We start from the raw sequence: 18,149 nt of genomic DNA on the forward strand, positions 1-18,149 counted from the left end.
TAATGTTGTTCTAAAAGGTGGTGCAAAAATACTAATCTTTTTGGCTTTTCCTATCAATTGCCTTGTAGATTGCATCCTGTATTCGTTTGCGGATATCCAACTGGCTGAGTTTATTATTGGCACGCGACGGATTGACCCTGTTACAAAGGAAGATATAAAGCAACTGGTTGTCCGGGTCCACCCAGAAACAAGTCCCGGTGAAGCCGGTGTGTCCATAGACGGAAGGTGGCGTCAGGCTGCTGCAAGGAGAACCTTTATGAGCTCCCGGGGCAGGCTTATCGAAACCCAGTCCGCGGCGGCTTGTCGGGCTTTTACTTTGGGTGAAAAGACGACAGGTTTCTGTTGATAAGTATTGTTCGTTGCCATAAGTGCCTTGATTAAGGAAAAGCTGTAATACTTTCGCCAGGTCATTGGCATTCGAAAACAGGCCGGCATTGCCGGAGACGCCCCCCTGGAAAGCGGCAGCTTCGTCGTGCACATAGCCACGAAGTAACTGGCGGCGCACGAACTGGTCGTTCTCGGTCGGGACAATCTGGAGACTGTCTATTCTTTTCAGCGGATTATAAGTGGTGTGCCAGGCTCCCAGCCGGCTATAAAAGTCGTTATGCAACAGCTGGTCCATCGGTTGCTTCATCTGGTTTTCCACCATCATTTTCAGCATGATGAAGTTGACGCAGCTATACACATATTTGCCGCGTGTTCCGAGGCGGGAGTCTTTTATTTCCTGCATGATACTGTCTTTGAAGGAATCGTGCAGGTAGAAGTTGCGGGCTACCTCGGTGGTGAATCCCGGTTTCTTCTCGGTAGAAACCAGGTCGGGCAGATAGTTGAAATCATTGCGTACGTATGTTTTGGCATCGAAGCGTACCGGATGGGTCACATTTTTTACACTGCTGTAAAGACTGCCTTTGTAACTGTCCTTATCGATGGCATTCAGATAGAAATTGATTGTGGAGACAACTCCCGACTGATGGTAAAGCAATTCTTTTATATTCAGGTCTTTCTTGTTGGAACCTTTCAGTTCGGGGAGAAAGTCCGCTATTTTATTATTGAGGGTGAATTTCTTTTCATCGTACGCTTTCATTACGGCAAGTAAAGTCCCGGCCGCTTTGGAGGCAGACGCCAGGTCGTAGACGGAATTTTCCTGTACCTTCCGGCTTTGGTCGTAGTCAAAGTAACCAAAGGCCTTGTCGTAAATAATCATGCCGTCTTTGGCAACCAGCACCTGGCAACCCGGATAGGCATTTTCTTCAAGCCCTTCTTCTGCAATGGATCCGATTACATCGAGGCGTATGGGATTGGCTCCGACTTCCTCCGGTTCGTGATAACCTAACCGTGTTTTTTCCGTGAAGATGCCGGCTCCGGCATGGAATACGCCTGGGATGGTAACCGGTAGTTTGCCTTTAGCTGGAATCCCCCCGAAGATGACCTGGGCGGCATATTCCTGGGCAAGAGGCGTACCTTCGTATCCCATCACTACCGCCTTCGCTTTCATAATGGAACTTTTATATTCCTTACAGAAATAGGGCAGGGTAAAGAAGGCATAAACGAGCTCTTTCTTAGTCGCCAGCTGACGGAGTTGCAGGCTTTCAGGGATGCGGACTGTGTGTATGCCGCAGATGATTACATCGTATTTCTCCAACTGCCTGTAAACATGTTGGATTTGTGCAGCAGTTGAACTACGGCTGATGCTGAAGCAGGCAATACTGTCGTAACGCCCCAACATTTCCTGAAATTCATTTCCGGCAGGCGAACCGATTGACAAGGCGGCAATCTTCTTTTTATCCAGTTGTCTGAGCGGGACCATGTCGGATTCGTTCTTTAATAATGTAATTGCTTCTGCATTGAGTTTGGCGGCTAGCCAGGCTGCATGCGGTGAGTTCAGCCGTTTGCTTAACTCTTTTGTTTCAATCGGTCGGTATTTATCCAGTCCGGTAATGTATTTATACTGGAGTATCTTGATACATTTGGCTTCGATGTCTTCTATGGATAAAATACCTTCGTCGATCGCCTCTTTCACCGCTGTGAAATCGTTAATCGGGGCAGCGGGGGCCAGCAATATATCATTCCCTGCCAGTAATGCTTTTACTGACGGGTTATCCGATTTTTTAGTCGTAGCACCTTTCATGGCCAGTGCATCTGTGAAGCAAAGGCCTCTGAAACCAAGTTCTTCCTGCAACAGTCCCGTTACAATCGGACGGGAAAAGGAGGAAGGGAGATTGCGGGTTTTATCCAGTGTCGGAACATAAAGATGTCCGGTCATAACTCCGGCATAACCATCATAGATGTAACGTTTGAAAGGATACAATTCAACGCTGTCCAGGCGTGCCCGGTCATGATGGACGGCAGGCAATGTATTATGCGAATCTTCCGAAGTGTCGCCATGACCCGGGAAATGTTTGGCTACAGAGATGATACCGGCAGCTTCCAGTCCGCGGGCATAGGCTATTCCTTTATCGGCGACGGCACGGGGATTCTCTCCGAACGAACGGAGGCCTATCACCGGGTTATCGGTATTACTATTTACATCTATATCAGGGGCAAAGTTAATTTGAATGCCCATCTCTTTGCATTGGCGGGCTACTTCCTTCCCGTATTCGGTAATCAGTTTATCATCTTCGATAGCTCCCAGCATCATGTTTTTAGGGAAACGGGTCGTTCCGCTAAGGCGCATGGACAAGCCCCATTCTCCGTCCAGCGAAACGAACATCGGGACGCGTGATGCTTTTTGCAACCGGTTGGTTACCTCAGCCTGGGTAACAGGGTTCCCTTTATGAAAGAGGATTCCTCCGACCTTTATTTCATTGACGTATCGCATAAGCCGCTGCATGGTGCGGTTATCCGATTTCGGTTCGGAAATCACCATAAAGAGTTGCCCGATCCGTTCATCGTAACTCATCTTATCAAACACAGAATCAACCCAATGATTCATTTTTGCCTGATCGACGTTACGGTACATATTGGGAATAGTCTGTGCTTTGGCCGTTAGTAAACACACAGAACATAACAGCATTGTAAGTATCTTCCTCATCTTCACGTTATCATTATTATCCACCAAAAATAAGAAAATAAGCTGAAGTTTTGTATGAGTGGAGTAATGTTTTACCTATCTTTGTATTCGATTGATCAAAGAAATAATATTATTAACTATGAAATAATAGATCTAAATGGGAAATAAAGAACGTTTATTCAAATCTTCCACTCTTTTGACAGATGTCAGACAATTAATCGAACAAAGCCGTCTTCGTGTTGCTTCCGTTGTAAATTCAGAAATAAGTATGCTTTATTGGTAAACGGATCAGTGAAGATGTACTGAAGAATGAACGTGCAGAATATGGCAAACAGATCGTTGTTACTTTGTCGCAAGAACTTACATTAGTATATGGCAAAGGCTGGGGCGAAAAGCAATTGCGTCATTGTATGCGCTTCTATCAGATATTTCCTGAAGAGCGAATTGTATACACATTGTGTAGACAATTGACTTGGTCACATCTTCGTATGATAATGTTTATCGAAGATGATTTAAGGCGGGAGTTCTATATTGAAATGTGTAAAATAGAACGTTGGAGCGTCCGTACCCTCCGTGAACGCATTGATTCCATGTTGTATGAACGTACTGCTATCAGTCAGAAACCGGAACAAAAGTGAAGAGCATATAGAATTGATGCAACTGGATAAATGTAATATAAGAGTAGCTGATTATTTAACAAAGTTACCGGATAGAAAACTACTGGAAAAGAAATTTAGACTTTCAATAGAGCGGGCGAAAGCGAAATTAAATAATCATTTGGATGAAAAGAATTAAGTGATACCAAATGAATTATTCCGTAAACAATTTGCGTATCAAATAAATCTTTCGTTACTTTGCATCCGCTTTGCGCAATCTCTGTCGGGAGAAGTAGCCCGTTAAATTGCGTTTCATTTAAAATTACAATTAAAAAGCTATAAAACAATGGATTTAATTAAGATTGCAGAAGAAGCGTTTGCTACAAAGAAGGAATATCCTTCATTCAAGAGTGGTGACACTATTACAGTAGCTTACCGTATTAAAGAAGGTAACAAAGAACGTATCCAGCAGTACAGAGGCGTTGTTATCCGTATCTCAGGACATGGTGACAAAAAACGTTTTACTGTTCGTAAGATGTCTGAGAACATTGGTGTAGAAAGAATTTTCCCGATCGAATCACCGTTCATCGAAAGCATCACTGTAAACAAACTGGGTAAAGTACGCCGTGCTAAATTGTATTACCTGCGTGCTCTTACAGGTAAGAAAGCAAGAATCAAAGAAAGAAGATTCTAATCCTTCGGGATTTAATTGCCATACAAAAAAGCCATCCGATTCGTTTCGGGTGGCTTTTTTGTTGGGTAGGGATAAATGCTTTATAAGCAGGGGCAGGCGATTCGCCGATGTTTTTAGCCGTTTCGTCGGTTTGTGTTTTTCCGGCAGGGGAATAGGGTTATCTTTGTCACCTATAAATAAAACACTTATGCAACATTCCGTGAAAAACAATCTGCTGATTGGTTTTATCGTGTCAGTGCTGTTAAGCCTATTCGTCAACTTTACCATGTTGATGCATACTTATAAAATGCAGTCGCTGGGAGTCCCTTTCCCGGGGAACCATCCGTCCGGAGATGAATTTCTTTATTATTCCTTATTTTGGTTTTTCGTATATGCCTTTCTGCTGTTTATACTGGATTCTCAAATGTATAAGTTGGGCGACCGTCTGTTTTGTAATAAAGAATATAAAACAATCCTGTTGTCTGCCGGTGTGACAATCGTTTGTGGCATTGCGCTCTTTTTCATGTATCCGGTCATACACCGTTTTGTGATGATCGACCTTTTGGAAGTTGATCAAATGTTCCGTTCTGATAGTTTTGTTATAATGGAAGATGCAGCAAGAAAGAAAGCGGCACCCCCTGCATCCCCTGATCCGCATGTGTCTATGGTTCTCAGCCGGGCGACAGATTTCCCGAAACCCTTTCTGACGGAGCATCTGTTTATACTGTTAACCGTTTTGCTGAGTGTCCTTTTGATACGCCTGCTGAATGGAAAACAACAGATGATGCTTGAATATGAACAATTGAAGACTGAAAAACTCCAGACTTCATACAATGCTTTGATGGGACAGATCAACCCTCATTTCTTTTTCAATTCCCTGAATGGGCTGAACTCCCTGATCAGGAGCGGGGAGAAGGAGCAGACATTGACTTATCTGGATGAGTTGTCGAATGTTTTCCGTTATATCTTGCAGAGCAACAAGAAAGAAATGGTTACGCTGGCAGAAGAATTGCAGTTTGTGAAAGCATATACTTATCTCCTTGGCGTCCGTTATGAAGGGAAGCTATTCTTCTCTATTCAAGCGGCTCCGGCACTTTTATTATGGCATTTGCCCATCCTGAGTATTCTGCCGCTGATCGAAAATGCGGTTAAACATAATGTGATCAGCAAGCAGTATCCGCTGCAAATCGACGTTTATACTACTAAAGAGAACCAACTGGTCGTATCCAACAGGGTACAGCCGAAGGTGGAAGAGAGCACGGGGAGCGGCATCGGGTTGAAGAACCTCTGGGGACGCTACCGGATGCTTACCGGAAAGGATATCCATATCTCCAACCGGAAAGATTATTTTAAGGTAACCCTTCCTTTGCTGAACGGTACCGGACGGGTATAACAAAAGATTAAACTGTATGAACGCTGTAATTATCGAGGATGAAACGGCTGCTGTTGGTAGTCTGAAAGCAATTCTTTCGCAAAACACCATGATGCCTGTCGAGGTAGTGGCCGAACTGGAGAGTATAGAGGAAAGCGTTACTTATTTCCATAACTATCCCCAGCCGGATATTATCTTTATGGATATCCACCTGGCTGACGGCTCAGCCTTCAAAATATTCGAACAGGTGGAAATCGCTGCACCGGTCATTTTTACGACGGCCTATGACGAGTATGCCCTGCAAGCCTTTCAGGTCAGCAGTATCGATTATCTGCTGAAACCGATCACGCTGACTTCCCTTGAACGGGCGTTAGGCAAATTGCGCCTCTTCAGCCCCGAAGAGCGGTTGGCCCATATCCGGCGAACGAACGATACCATACAGGGACGGCATGTCATAAAGAGCCTTCTGATCATGCTCACCGACAAATTTTACCCGTTGCAGGTAGAAGATATCCTGTATTTTTATACAATGAATGAAAAGGTTACTGCTTATACTTCTGACGGCAAGCTGCATCCGGTAGACCGCACCCTGGATGCCCTGGGCGACCAACTGGATGAAAAGCATTTTTTTCGTGCCAACCGCCAGTTCATTATCTCCCGGAAAGCCATTAAGGATATTGACCTCTGGTTCGGCAGCCGCCTGTCGGTCAACCTCACATTGCCTATTCCGGAACGTATCATTATCAGTAAAACGAAAACCCCGGTATTCAAGAAATGGATATTAATGGAAGAATGATCCGGTGAAATACTGCATCATCGAGGTGATTTTTTTCACCCTCTTCCTCCGGGCGATTCACCGACCCAATTCTACCATTTATCGGTTCTTAACCTTTGTTCACCGAATATTCTTATTTATTTGTAGTGTAAACTTAAAAGAAAAGCGACTATGTTGAAATGTATTACTTTCGATGGAGATGCTTCTACGTTGAATGCTCTGATGGGCTATTTTGAGAAGTTGGATAAAGCATTGGCTGATGTGCATGAAGTGTTGCACAAAGAACAGACTGAACAACCTGTTTTTGTTCGGGAAGGAAGTAAGATCATTCGCCTTCGTAAAGAAGAGATTCTTTTTCTGGAAGGCTATGGCGATTATGTGAAGATTCATCGCACGAACGGCAAACCGCTGCTTTCGCAGGTCAGCCTGAAGCGGTTTGAAGAAAACCTCACCGACAGTTTGTTTTGCCGTGTGCACCGTTCTTATATCGTATCTCTTTCCCACATCAGTTATATTGAACGGAAACGTATCCGCATCGGTGACGAGTTGATCCCGATCAGCGACTCCTACCTTCCGGCACTTATGGGGCGGTTGGCCTTGCAGGAATAGGTCTCCCTGTCCCTGATAACTAAAAAGATTCTATAAAAATGTAATTTGAGGAACAATGCCGTAATCCTGTCTGTTTGGAGGGAAATTAAAAACAAATAGACTATGAATTACGGCATTAGTGTTCTTTTCAGGGCTATACCCTTGTTGATGGCCCTGTTCTGTTTCGGTTACGGCTGGTTCGTGTATGAATATGGAACCGACCCGAGCCGTTTTGTGGCCGGCCCGGTCGTATTTTCTTTGGGTATGATTTGTATAGCCCTGTTCTCAACGGCGGCAACCATTATCAGGCAGATCATTAATACTTTCGGAGAGATCAGCCGGTATGCGCTTCCGGCATTGGGATATTTGTCGGCTATCCTGACGGTCGTTGCAGGGATATGGATTATGCGGTCGCCCGATACGGCATCGTTTGTAGCCGGTCATGTAATCTGCGGAGTGGGACTGATTACCGCTTGTGTAGCCACAACAGCTACCTCTTCCACCCGGTTCACCATGATTACCGTCAACTCGAAAAAGACAGGCCATGATATTCCGCCCGAGGCTTTTACCCGTGCCCAGGGACTGACCCTGATTGCTATTGCCGGACTGATCGCCTTGACCGCCTGGATATGGGCATTCTGCCTGTTAGCCCATAGTGACCAAGGCTCGAAATATTTTGTGGCCGGACATGTGATGATCGGCCTGGCCTGTATCTGTACGAGTCTGATTGCCTTGGTAGCGACTATTGCCCGGCAGATCAGGAATATATTTTCTCCTACCGAACGCGAATTCTGGCCTATTATGGTATTGGTCATGGGTAGTATTTGTGTTGTATGGGGAATTATCCTGATCCTGGCTACCATCAATCCGGCAAACGGTACAACAGGCTATATCATGATCGGACTGGGACTGGTATGCTATAGCATTTCCAGCAAAGTGATCCTGCTATCCAAAATATGGCGGCACGAATTCAAATTATCAAACCGTATTCCGTTGATACCTATATTTACGGCATTGACTTGTTTGTTCCTGTCCGCCTTCCTGTTCGAACTGGGTTCCGCACATGCTTACTATTTTGTTCCGGCCAGAGTTTTAGCCGGCTTGGGTAGCATCTGCTTTACTTTATTCTCCATTGTTAGCATTCTGGAGAGCGGGACATCTTCGAAATAGAAGGCTCCCGATTACAGTTTCAACTTATAAAACAACTCGCTCAGCGTATACGAAACTGTCATCCCGAAAGTGCTCTGTCCGTATACATCATTATTTAGTTGAGTCTTGTCGTAGTAAAGGGCTACGTTGATCCGTCCGTTCGTTACCGGAAGTCCCATTCCGGCACTGAAGCGGTAGGTGTAACCTTTTTGCCCGTTGATCTGCAAGTAAGGAGTCGACAGGTTTACCCCGGCCTTATATGAACTGCGTTTCCAGAAACTCGAAGACGAATAACCGTTGGGCGAATAATCGAACCCCAGCCGCAACTTATGCGAATCCCTGAATTTTACCCGGCTGTCACCCGATGAAAGGCTGCTGTACTGGTGGAAATCATAGTCGAGCGCATAAGTACATTTCTTGTAGGCCAGCGAGCCGCCTATGCCGGCAAATTGAGGCAGATATTGGGTTGTATTCCTTTTACTCTCCTCCGTTTCGCTGCTGCTATAAACGATCGCAATTGAGTTTTCAATGCTCAGGCGCTGTTTATATCCGTAAACGGCCCCGATTGTAAAAGCCGTCTCTTTTCCGATCTGGCGGTGATACTGCAATCCGAAATCAGCATAGAATGCATGCGTGTACATTCTGTTCTCTACGGAAATGCTGCTCTGGCTTTCCGTAAGTTTGGTGTTTCCGAAGATGTAACTGACGTTGACGCCGACCGATAGATTCTTGCCCAACATAAATGCATTGGTCAGATAAACCTTCGACAGTCCGCCATATCCTTCGAACGTACTTGTATAGTATGAACCGGGTGAACCTTCCAGCGGTTCCGTACTCTGGAAATAATAGCCGACCGATGAATAAGGGGTCAATCCCGCTGCCATATACCAGTGCGGCATGATACGTCCTGCCAGCGTGAAAGCCGACATATTCCCGGTGAAAGCATTGCTGTTACCGTTTTTCGACTGGTACGACTCGCTTTTCATAAAGGCCGATGTCTCGGCAAACAACCGGAGCGTGTCGAGCCCCGTCAGGCCAGCCGGATTTTCCGTATTGAGCAACCAGGTGCCGCGCATACCTGTCGATACACCTCCCATTGCCGAATTGGAACCATACAATCCCGTTACGATCTCGCCGATCCCGAACATCGAGTAAGGCGACGAGGTCATTATATTTTGTGCATGGACGGGAAGGGTCAGTAAAAGGAATAGAGTCAGATGCTTAATAACTTTCATATACTTTGTAGATTAGCTGTAAAACAATGGGCGAACGGCCTTGCTGGTCGCTGAAGGTCAGGTTGCGGAATGTCTTTGTATAAGTATCTTCGTCGAATACCAGTTGCAGGTTATGCTTATACATACCGAAAGTTCCCAGTTCCTGTTGCATGAAACTGGTAATGTCGAAGTAATAATAGGTATTTTCATCATACGTATCGTCTTTTACCAGTGTTCCGCTTTGCACCTCTTCACCGAGATAGTCGGTCACGGCATCGGTAACCACGTTGTTCTCGTCGGCGATATAAAGATAAAGGCTGTCGGGCAGGGCATTCGTTGCCGAAAACGTGCCCGGTTCAGGATAAATCTTTAGCAGTGCGCTTTCAATCGCCACCTGCTCTCCCTGCATAAGGATATTATTGATATAAGGAAATTCCAGGCGGGCATACCATCCCAGTCCGCCAAATAAAACACCCCTGTTATCCAGTTGGGAGGAAGGGATTTCCTTCTGGCCGGGAGGAAACGGTTCCATCGTCGTACCGCTCCGGTCATGCTCGTAATGGTTGAACTGGGTGCTGGTATTGGGCGTAAAGGTCAGTTCCTGTTCATTTTCCTTTTCATCTATTATATGGTAATGGAGAACGAGTACGGCTGAACTGTCGGCCACCTGGAAGGAGAGGAGCGACTGGTTGTCGGCCCCTTCGGGAATAACGACCAGCCCTTTGAAATAATCTTCGAAATAATCGGAGTTCACCTGTACGTCGCGGCTGTGGAAACGGGTCAGGAAATCCTGGCCCATTTCGTCCGGGAGGCGCACTTCCACCTCTTCCCCGCTGTTCGGCCGCGGGATAAAGCTATGGCTTGCCAATGGTTCGGCTTCATAGGTGAACGAAGAGGTGTTATAAAGATAACCGTTGTCTCCCAGCCTGAGTTTCTGGGTTAGCCTGTGTACGTTGAAGCGTTGGGCCTTCAGCGTGTCACCGATATAATAACCTCCGTACCTGAAGGTGAGCATAAGCGAATCGAGTACGACGCGCTCGTCTATATCGGTATTATAGGAAGGACGGTTATAGGATACATAACCGGAGGAGGACATTTTGCCCCATACCGGATGCGTATATTCACCCAGCAGGACGAGCTCCTTGCCGGAGGTTTCCAGCGAGTCGATCAACATGGCTGCGACTGTCACCGTACTGGTGTCGGTACTGATATTGCGGAATGCCGAAGATACTAATCCGTTACCATACTTATTACTCTCGTCATAGCAGGATTGGAAGAGGCAACCGTCTGTTGCCAGGCATATCCATAGCAGAAAAAGGCTTCTTTTCATATTTGAATTTGTTTGTTTCGTTGACTTATAGTGACTGATGGTAACTGTTTCCCCTCTCGAGAGGGGATAAGGGGTGTGTTATCTTTTCGCCTTATCAGCAAGCTTTAACCCCCCCTGCCCCCTCTCAAGAGGGGAAAGGTTACTCCCATGACTATAATTGGATAGCTCATTTTTGGGAGCAAAGAACTATATTTGATATCTTCTGTGCAAGAATAACCTGCCAATGCCCCGGATTTCTCTGTTAATCGCCTGATTCCGGAGATTAGTCGGCGCTAAGCCGGAAACAACGTCCGAAAAAGCCTTTTACCTCCCATAAATACCCGTTCATCGGACAGGAACCGCCATTTGTCGATTTAATTTGCCGGTGTTTTGGATACTTTATTCTTTTGCAACCGTAAACAGTAACACGTTATATGATGACACGAAAAAGATTATTTCTGTTCCTGCTGGCCTTGCTGCCTCTGGTAATGGTATCCTGTGGGGATGACGATGATGATGATTTGATGGGTAAGTGGTATCGCGTATCCGACTTCGACGGTCTGGCACGTAGTGATGCTTCTTCGTTTTCAATCGGAAATAAAGGGTATCTGGTCTGCGGGTATGATGGAACAAACCGCCTGTCGGACTTGTGGGAGTATGATATGGACCGGGATTCCTGGACACAAAAAGCAACCTTCCCCGGTACGGCCCGAAACTCAGGGGTGGCTATGACCGTAGATAGTAAGGGGTATTTTGGAACCGGCTATGACGGAGCGAATAAGCTGAATGATTTCTGGGAATATGATCCTACAGCCAATAACTGGACGCAGAAAGCAGACTTCCCCGGAACGGCGCGTTACGATGCGGTGGCTTTCGGTGTCAGCGGAAAGGCCTATATCGGTTGCGGTTACGACGGAAATTATCTGAAAGATTTCTATGCCTTCAATCCTTCTTCCAACAGCTGGCAGCAGATCGTCAGCATAGGAGGTACGAAGCGGCAGGGTGCCACCAGTTTTGTTCTGGACAACAAGGCATACGTTTGCTGCGGCGTGAACAACGGGACTTATGTGGACGATTTCTGGATGTTTGACCCGTCCACGCAATCATGGACCCAGTTGCGCGACATTGCCGATACATCGGATGATGATTATGACGATGATTATAATATAGTACGTAAATATGGTACGGCTTTCGTGATCGACGGAGCTGTCTACCTGACCTGCGGTGAAAGCGGGAGCATACGTTCTGACACCTGGAAATATTATCCTGCAACCGATTTGTGGGAGAATGTAGCCAAATTCAAAGGTACGGCCCGTACGGTTGCGGTCGGCTTCTCCAATGGTGAGAGGGGATTTGTGGCAACGGGTAAAAGCAGCACTTACCGTTTTGATGACGTTTGGGAACTTCACCCTTATGAATACGACGATGATGACTATTAAAGGTAGAAAAGCTCTTTGGGGCTTGGTGCTGCTACCGGTACTTATTTTACTTATTTATTTCCGTCCCGGAGAAAAGGGGGCTCCGGACGGCCGGCAACCGGAGTTGCAAACGTTTCAATTGGAGGATGGCTGGGGCTATCGGATCGTGATGAATGAGAAGGTGTTGATATATCAGCCCACCATTCCTGCAATTGACACGCTAAGGTCTTTTCCGGATGAGGCCAGTGCCCGTAAGATCGGCGCGCTGGTCCTGGAAAGGCTCAACAACAATGAAAATTTTTCAATAACAATTGATGATATTAAACATTCACTCTCTGATTTAGAAACAAACGATAATTCAACGTGAACGTCGGAAAGGGCTGCCAGTGATGGTCGCCCTTTCTTTTTAATGAGTATATTTGCCGGCGTGGAATCCTTTCAACTCATATTACCATCGCCGGCACTTGCTCCTTATATCAGGCATTACTGGTTGCTGGAAACGGATAGCATTGCCCGGAGTACCGAGCGTATTATTCCGTGTGGTAATATCCAGATGCTTTTCTACCGCGGAAATCCGGTCTCGCTTTCTTCCCGGCAGGATACCCGCCGCCTGGATAGCCAGTCCGTCTTGTGCGGGCAGTTCGTCGGCTTCTCCGACCTGAGCTATACTGGAAATATAAAGATACTGGCTGTCGTTTTCCATACCTATGCCGCCAATGCATTTTTCCGTATGCCGGTCAGCGAATTTTGCGACCGGAAGGTTACTGCCGATGAGGCAGGCGACCGCGAACTGCTGGAACTGGAAGACCGCCTCCTATACGAAGCAGACGACCGGAATTGTATCCGTCTGGTCGAACAATTCCTCCTTCGCCGGTTAAATCCCCTGAAATCGTATAACCTGGAGCGCATGCGTTCTGTGGTCTCGACGATCGACCGTGAAAAAGGGGAGATACGTGTATCCGACCTGGCATCTTCCGTCTTTTTAAGTACCAAGCAGTTTCAGCGTGTGTTTACCGGGCATATAGGGATCAGTCCCAAAGATTTCCTGCGTATAGTCCGTTTCCAGTATGCTTTGTATATGTTGCAGTCTGTTCCGGGCATGACCTTTTCGCGGCTGGCCTGCGAATGCGGTTTCTACGACCAGCCCCATCTTATCAGCGAGTTTAAAATATTCTCCGGCTATACGCCGAAGGAATACCTGTCCCTCTGTGCACCCTATTCCGATTATTTTTCTACCGAAAACGACTAATGTCCTTTTTTTCCAAGTTTGCCCCTGCGGCGTGTCCTACCTTTGCATTGTCAATTGGCAGAAATAATTTAACGACAAAAAAAGTGAACATGAAAAAGTTAGTTTCTTTCTTCGAGATCCCTACGGCAGATTTTGGCAGAGCCGTGAAGTTTTATGAAACAGTGTTGAACCTGGAATTGAGCGTGATGGAATGCGAATCCGAAAAGATGGCTTTCTTCCCCGACGAGGACGGCTTGGCTCCGGGTGCTATCTCATGGGCGGCCGACTTCCTTCCGGCAAAGAACGGTGTGCTTGTCCATCTGAATGTGGACGACGTGGATGCAACGCTTGCTCTGATCAAAGCCAACGGTGGCAGCATCGTCCGCGAAAAGACAAAGATCGAATCCGAAGACCGCGGCTATTTCGCAATGTTTTCCGATAGCGAAGGAAATACGCTGGGATTGTATTCTGATAAGTAAACATGCTTGAAGGAGGTGCTGCAAAATCTGTTTTGTCATGGCGAACTTGGTCCGACAACTTATACTATATTGATTACAATGTTTAGTATGCGATCCCGGGTCAAGCCCGGGATGACAGGATAGAGACTTTGGGCACCTCCTTGTTATTTCCTGAAAAAACTCCTACATTTGTTCCCGAATCAAATAATCCGATTATTCAACTTATGAAGTGGCAACTCTGTATATAGCGTCGTTCTCCCGGACATAAGGCAAAAAACTGTTTTGCCTGACTTTCGCTATCCTATTTTATACAGGGTACAATCTATTTATTTTTTAGTATTCATGGTCGCGGTATGTTCTCTGGCGGGAACGTATGCCGACGCTATATATTAAGTTGAATTATGAATTTCACATACAAACAGATCTGGCTCATCAACTATCCCGTGATGATGAGCATTTTAATGGAACAACTGATCAATATTACCGACGCTATATTTCTGGGGCATTACGGGGAGGTTGAACTGGGCGCTTCTGCCCTGGCCGGCATGTATTACCTGATTCTTTATATGCTGGGTTTTGGTTTTAGCCTCGGATTGCAGGTCATGGTGGCACGCCGTAACGGCGAACAGAAATACGATGAAACAGGAAAGGTGTTTTTTCAGGGATTGTTTTTCCTGGTAGTGCTGGCGGCTTTCCTGTTCTTGTTATCCAAATGGATTGCACCGGTTATTTTATCTGGATTGGTCACTTCGGATGAGGTCTATGGTGCTGTAATAGATTATCTCGACTGGCGGACATTCGGGCTTCTGTTTACTTTCCCGGCGCTGGCTTTCCGTTCTTTCTTTGTCGGGATTATCAAAACCAGGGTGCTGACTGTCGGGGCTGTGGTTATGGTGACGACCAATATTCTACTGAATTACCTGTTGATATTTGGTCATGCAGGGTTTCCACGATTGGGTATTTCCGGTGCCGCTCTGGCTTCGACCTTGTCTGAATTGTCTTTTTTAATCGTCTTTCTTGTCTATATCTTCCGGGAGGTAGACAAACGTCAGTATGGCTTGCGGCCTGTGTATGACGGGCGGTTATTGCTCCGTTTGCTTCATCTCTCCGTGTGGAGTATGATGCATGCTTTTATCAGTGTGGCTCCCTGGTTCTTCTTTTTCGTGATGATTGAACATCTGGGAGAAAACATACTGGCTGTAGCCAATATCATCCGGAGCATATCGACGGTCTTTTTTGTGATCGTCTGCTCGTTCTCGACAACAACGGGATCGTTGGTCAGCAATCTGATAGGGGCAGGCGAATACGGAAAGGTGATGCCTTTGTGCCGTAAAATGGTTTGCCTGGGTTATTTTGTAGGACTTCCTTTGATTGTGCTGACCTTCTTTTTCTCCGATGCGGTGTTGGGCGTCTACACGAAGAATGAGGAGTTGATCCGGATTGCCTTCTGGCCTTTTACGGTCATGCTGGCTAATTACCTCTTTTCGGTTCCGGCTCATATTTATTGCAATGCCGTTACCGGAACCGGAAGGACCCGTACGGGTTTCCTTTTTGAAGTGGTCACGACGGTTTTCTATGTGATATACCTGTATGTATTGTCCGCGACCCCGAATCTCCCTCTCGCTGTGTATTGGACGACGGAACATCTTTATGTTCTGTCTCTCTTCGTCTTATCTTATTGGTACATGAAGTGTGTATATAAAAAGACATACCGGTTGTAATCGTAAACAATTCATAATCTGAATGGTTTTATAAGAAAAACTAATAAGAAGAAGTTATGGAATGTCGGATAGAAAAAGATACCATGGGAACCGTCAGGGTTCCTGCGGATGCTTATTACGGAGCGCAGACGCAACGTAGTATCGAAAACTTTGAGATTGCACAAGATATAAACCGTATGCCCAAAGAGATTATTTATGCCTTTGCCTACCTCAAAAAAGGAGCTGCGCTGGCCAATAAGGATGCGGGTGTGCTGTCGGTGGAAAAGTGCGATCTGATAGTACGTGTCTGCGATGAGATACTGGCGGGCCACCTGGATGAGGCGTTTCCCCTGGTGGTCTGGCAGACCGGTAGCGGCACGCAGACCAATATGAATGTGAATGAAGTGATTGCTAACCGTGCACATGTCCTGAATGGCGGAAAACTGACCGATGAGGTGAAGGTTCTGATGGCTAACGACGATGTGAATAAATCGCAGTCGTCTAATGATACGTTCCCGTCGGCTATGCATATCGCCGCTTATAAGATGCTTCGGGAGAATACGATTCCGTCTCTGGAGTTGTTGCACCGTACCCTCGTCATGAAAAGCCGGGAGTTCATGCCGATCGTCAAGATCGGGCGTACCCATTTTATGGATGCGACTCCTTTGACTTTGGGGCAGGAGTTCAGCGGGTATGCCGCCCAACTGGAATACGGCATCCAGTCGATAAAGAATACATTGCCGCATCTGGCGGAACTGGCGCTGGGAGGTACGGCTGTCGGTACCGGTATCAACACTCCGGAAAACTACGGGGAGAAGGTGGCAAAGAAAATATCGGAACTAACCGGTCTGCCGTTTGTCACGGCACCCAATAAATTCGAGGCGCTGGCAACTCATGATGCGATCGTTGAAACGCACGGGGCGTTAAAAGGTGTCGCAGTCAGCCTGATGAAGATAGCCAACGATATCCGTATGCTGGGTTCCGGTCCGCGTGCGGGAATCGGTGAAATCCGCTTGCCGGAAAATGAGCCGGGCTCGTCTATCATGCCGGGGAAAGTGAACCCGACCCAGTGCGAAGCTCTCACCATGATTGCGGCGCAGGTCATGGGGAACGATGTGGCGATCTCTGTAGGCGGTGCGTCGGGACAGTTTGAGTTGAATGTGTACAAGCCGATGATTATTTATAATTTTCTGCACAGCGCGCGGTTGATCGGTGATGGTTGCCGGAGTTTCAACGACCATTGTGCTGTCGGTATCCAGCCGGTAAAAGAGACTATAAAGAAACATCTGGACGACTCCCTGATGCTGGTGACGGCACTCAATCCGAAGATCGGTTATTATAAAGCAGCTTCGATTGCCCAGAAAGCATTTCGTGAAAACAAATCGTTGAAGCAGGCAGCCGTTGATTCCGGGTTGCTTACGGCCGAAGAGTTCGATGAATGGGTAGATCCTTCCGGAATGGTAGGCAGGATTGAGTAACTTAATCTTCTTGTAAGTGATTGATAAAGTGCAGTTTTTGTAGTATATGCAGGAACTGCGCTTTTTTATTTTCGGAAAGCGCCGGACAATAATAGCCTCGCCGTATTTCCGTAGCAGATATGTAAACATTAACGATGGATATGTGAGTTGTTTAACCGGAAAAAGTTATACATTTGTTTCAAATTGTGAAATGAGCCTTTTGTATAGTGAGTGAATAACCGACTGAATGCGATACCGTTGTAAAGGTAAATATGAGGAAACACTAATGTCGGAATTAAAAATGGGGGATGTAATGAAAAAGTTACTTTATTTGGAAGAGTATATATCTTGTAAAGATTATTCTCCGGATATTTTAGTTGGATTTAAACATCGTATAGTAAGAGAGGAGAGTGAACTGAAAGAGCAGGACAAGGATTGCCATCATCTGATCTTTTTCCTGGAAGGTGAAGCTGTTATTTGTTGTAATGAGCAAAGAAACAGAATCATCCGGTCGGATGAGTTTATATTGATCCCGAAGTCCTCTGATTTTTTCTGTAAGATAGTATCTGATTCCAACCTTGTTATATTTACGTTTGACCGTTTCCCCGGTGCTTGCAATAAACTGGAACTTCAATCGCTGGCTCCCCTTAGTCGTGAGATCGAATATGATTATCAGCCGACTGTTATATATCCGCCTTTACGTTTATTCCTGGAGACTATCATAGAATACCTGGAGTCGAAGATGAACTGCAAGCATTTGCATGAGATAAAGTCGATGGAGCTGTTTTTGCTGTTTCGGGGATTTTATCGAAAAGAAGAGTTGGCTTATTTATTTCATCCTATCGTTGGAAAATCGCTGGATTTCCGTTCCCTTATACTTGAAAATTATCTGAAGGTGGACCAGGTGGACGGGTTGGCAAAAATAGCCGGTATGGGACGTACGAATTTTAATAATAAGTTCAGGGAAGAGTTTGGAATCTCTCCCCATCAATGGTTATTGAAACAAAAAGCAAAACATGTGCGTTTTAAACTGGCCGAACCGGGAAATACGCTGAGTGATGTTATGCAGTTGTATAAGTTTAACTCGGCGACTCATTTTACACGTTTCTGCAAGCAGCAGTTTGGCTGCACTCCTTCCGAATTATTACGTCAGCTGAAAGCCGATAGATGATCATTTGAACAAAACCACTATCTTTATGCTT

General features: G+C 46.1%; 16 protein-coding genes. 13 read left to right on the forward strand and 3 right to left on the reverse strand.

Features of this window, described 5'->3' with window-relative positions:
• Positions 1–31 precede the first annotated feature (31 nt).
• Positions 32–3,031 carry a serine hydrolase domain-containing protein gene (locus NBH15_RS03320; RefSeq protein ID WP_244050695.1) on the reverse strand — a complete coding sequence of 1,000 codons (3,000 nt, stop codon included), beginning with the start codon at positions 3,029–3,031 and terminating at the stop codon, positions 32–34.
• A 314-nt stretch (positions 3,032–3,345) separates the two neighbouring features.
• Here NBH15_RS03320 and NBH15_RS03325 point away from each other — a divergent pair, with 314 nt between their 5' ends.
• The 6 genes from NBH15_RS03325 to NBH15_RS03350 all read left to right on the forward strand — a co-directional run bounded on the left by NBH15_RS03325 (position 3,346) and on the right by NBH15_RS03350 (position 8,184).
• Positions 3,346–3,648, forward strand: coding sequence for a DUF1016 N-terminal domain-containing protein (locus NBH15_RS03325; RefSeq protein ID WP_233566811.1), 303 nt, complete (start codon positions 3,346–3,348; stop codon positions 3,646–3,648).
• A 304-nt stretch (positions 3,649–3,952) separates the two neighbouring features.
• Positions 3,953–4,300: a 50S ribosomal protein L19 gene (gene rplS / locus NBH15_RS03330; protein WP_009859510.1), complete on the forward strand. Its 348-nt coding sequence runs from the start codon at positions 3,953–3,955 to the stop codon at positions 4,298–4,300.
• A 187-nt stretch (positions 4,301–4,487) separates the two neighbouring features.
• Positions 4,488–5,672, forward strand: a complete 1,185-nt coding sequence (locus tag NBH15_RS03335) for a sensor histidine kinase (protein WP_250821968.1) — start codon at positions 4,488–4,490, stop codon at positions 5,670–5,672.
• A gap of 16 nt (positions 5,673–5,688) precedes the next feature.
• A complete protein-coding gene (locus NBH15_RS03340) occupies positions 5,689–6,447 on the forward strand; it encodes a LytR/AlgR family response regulator transcription factor (RefSeq protein ID WP_009859506.1) in 759 nt (252 codons plus the stop codon).
• A 150-nt stretch (positions 6,448–6,597) separates the two neighbouring features.
• Positions 6,598–7,035: a LytR/AlgR family response regulator transcription factor gene (locus tag NBH15_RS03345; RefSeq protein ID WP_010800543.1), complete on the forward strand. Its 438-nt coding sequence runs from the start codon at positions 6,598–6,600 to the stop codon at positions 7,033–7,035.
• A 102-nt stretch (positions 7,036–7,137) separates the two neighbouring features.
• Positions 7,138–8,184: a DUF2776 domain-containing protein gene (locus tag NBH15_RS03350; protein ID WP_250821969.1), complete on the forward strand. Its 1,047-nt coding sequence runs from the start codon at positions 7,138–7,140 to the stop codon at positions 8,182–8,184.
• An 11-nt stretch (positions 8,185–8,195) separates the two neighbouring features.
• Here NBH15_RS03350 and bamG read toward each other — a convergent pair whose 3' ends face one another.
• Together bamG and NBH15_RS03360 are read right to left on the reverse strand one after the other, a co-directional pair.
• On the reverse strand, positions 8,196–9,398 hold the full coding sequence (bamG, locus tag NBH15_RS03355; protein WP_186959389.1) for a BamG family beta-barrel-assembly machinery protein: 1,203 nt from the start codon (positions 9,396–9,398) through the stop codon (positions 8,196–8,198).
• Positions 9,385–10,707: a DUF4270 family protein gene (locus NBH15_RS03360; RefSeq protein ID WP_250821970.1), complete on the reverse strand. Its 1,323-nt coding sequence runs from the start codon at positions 10,705–10,707 to the stop codon at positions 9,385–9,387. The genes bamG and NBH15_RS03360 overlap by 14 nt, the downstream gene beginning before the upstream one ends.
• Positions 10,708–11,123: 416 nt before the next feature.
• Here NBH15_RS03360 and NBH15_RS03365 point away from each other — a divergent pair, with 416 nt between their 5' ends.
• From NBH15_RS03365 to NBH15_RS03395, 7 genes are all read left to right on the forward strand, one after another.
• Complete coding sequence (locus NBH15_RS03365; RefSeq protein WP_186961955.1) at positions 11,124–12,125, forward strand: Kelch repeat-containing protein; 1,002 nt, start codon at positions 11,124–11,126, stop codon at positions 12,123–12,125.
• Positions 12,100–12,471 carry a DUF4907 domain-containing protein gene (locus NBH15_RS03370; protein WP_350472262.1) on the forward strand — a complete coding sequence of 124 codons (372 nt, stop codon included), beginning with the start codon at positions 12,100–12,102 and terminating at the stop codon, positions 12,469–12,471. Before NBH15_RS03365 ends, NBH15_RS03370 begins: the two co-directional genes overlap by 26 nt.
• A 42-nt stretch (positions 12,472–12,513) precedes the next feature.
• Entirely contained in the window at positions 12,514–13,353 is an 840-nt protein-coding gene (locus tag NBH15_RS03375) for an AraC family transcriptional regulator (protein ID WP_250821972.1), read from the forward strand.
• Between the two features lie 89 nt (positions 13,354–13,442).
• Complete coding sequence (locus tag NBH15_RS03380) at positions 13,443–13,811, forward strand: VOC family protein (protein ID WP_250821973.1); 369 nt, start codon at positions 13,443–13,445, stop codon at positions 13,809–13,811.
• Between the two features lie 380 nt (positions 13,812–14,191).
• Positions 14,192–15,511: an MATE family efflux transporter gene (locus NBH15_RS03385; protein ID WP_128133231.1), complete on the forward strand. Its 1,320-nt coding sequence runs from the start codon at positions 14,192–14,194 to the stop codon at positions 15,509–15,511.
• 56 nt (positions 15,512–15,567) lie between these two features.
• Positions 15,568–16,968, forward strand: coding sequence for a class II fumarate hydratase (gene fumC, locus NBH15_RS03390; RefSeq protein ID WP_128133230.1), 1,401 nt, complete (start codon positions 15,568–15,570; stop codon positions 16,966–16,968).
• A 292-nt stretch (positions 16,969–17,260) separates the two neighbouring features.
• The gene (locus NBH15_RS03395; protein ID WP_233566795.1) at positions 17,261–18,118 is read left to right on the forward strand and encodes a helix-turn-helix transcriptional regulator; all 858 of its coding nucleotides are present in this window, start codon (positions 17,261–17,263) and stop codon (positions 18,116–18,118) included.
• The last annotated feature ends 31 nt before the right edge of the window (positions 18,119–18,149 follow it).

It is taken from the genome of Parabacteroides caeci (assembly GCF_023656795.1).
In the GTDB taxonomy this organism is placed as follows: domain Bacteria; phylum Bacteroidota; class Bacteroidia; order Bacteroidales; family Tannerellaceae; genus Parabacteroides; species Parabacteroides segnis.

Coding starts and splice junctions, on each gene's coding strand:
- NBH15_RS03320 (WP_244050695.1), bottom strand. CDS start 3,031: ATGAGGAAGATACTTACAATGCTGTTATGTTCTGTGTGTTTACTAACG.
- rplS (WP_009859510.1), top strand. CDS start 3,953: ATGGATTTAATTAAGATTGCAGAAGAAGCGTTTGCTACAAAGAAGGAA.
- NBH15_RS03335 (WP_250821968.1), top strand. CDS start 4,488: ATGCAACATTCCGTGAAAAACAATCTGCTGATTGGTTTTATCGTGTCA.
- NBH15_RS03340 (WP_009859506.1), top strand. CDS start 5,689: ATGAACGCTGTAATTATCGAGGATGAAACGGCTGCTGTTGGTAGTCTG.
- NBH15_RS03345 (WP_010800543.1), top strand. CDS start 6,598: ATGTTGAAATGTATTACTTTCGATGGAGATGCTTCTACGTTGAATGCT.
- NBH15_RS03350 (WP_250821969.1), top strand. CDS start 7,138: ATGAATTACGGCATTAGTGTTCTTTTCAGGGCTATACCCTTGTTGATG.
- bamG (WP_186959389.1), bottom strand. CDS start 9,398: ATGAAAGTTATTAAGCATCTGACTCTATTCCTTTTACTGACCCTTCCC.
- NBH15_RS03360 (WP_250821970.1), bottom strand. CDS start 10,707: ATGAAAAGAAGCCTTTTTCTGCTATGGATATGCCTGGCAACAGACGGT.
- NBH15_RS03365 (WP_186961955.1), top strand. CDS start 11,124: ATGACACGAAAAAGATTATTTCTGTTCCTGCTGGCCTTGCTGCCTCTG.
- NBH15_RS03370 (WP_350472262.1), top strand. CDS start 12,100: ATGAATACGACGATGATGACTATTAAAGGTAGAAAAGCTCTTTGGGGC.
- NBH15_RS03375 (WP_250821972.1), top strand. CDS start 12,514: ATGAGTATATTTGCCGGCGTGGAATCCTTTCAACTCATATTACCATCG.
- NBH15_RS03380 (WP_250821973.1), top strand. CDS start 13,443: ATGAAAAAGTTAGTTTCTTTCTTCGAGATCCCTACGGCAGATTTTGGC.
- NBH15_RS03385 (WP_128133231.1), top strand. CDS start 14,192: ATGAATTTCACATACAAACAGATCTGGCTCATCAACTATCCCGTGATG.
- fumC (WP_128133230.1), top strand. CDS start 15,568: ATGGAATGTCGGATAGAAAAAGATACCATGGGAACCGTCAGGGTTCCT.
- NBH15_RS03395 (WP_233566795.1), top strand. CDS start 17,261: ATGAAAAAGTTACTTTATTTGGAAGAGTATATATCTTGTAAAGATTAT.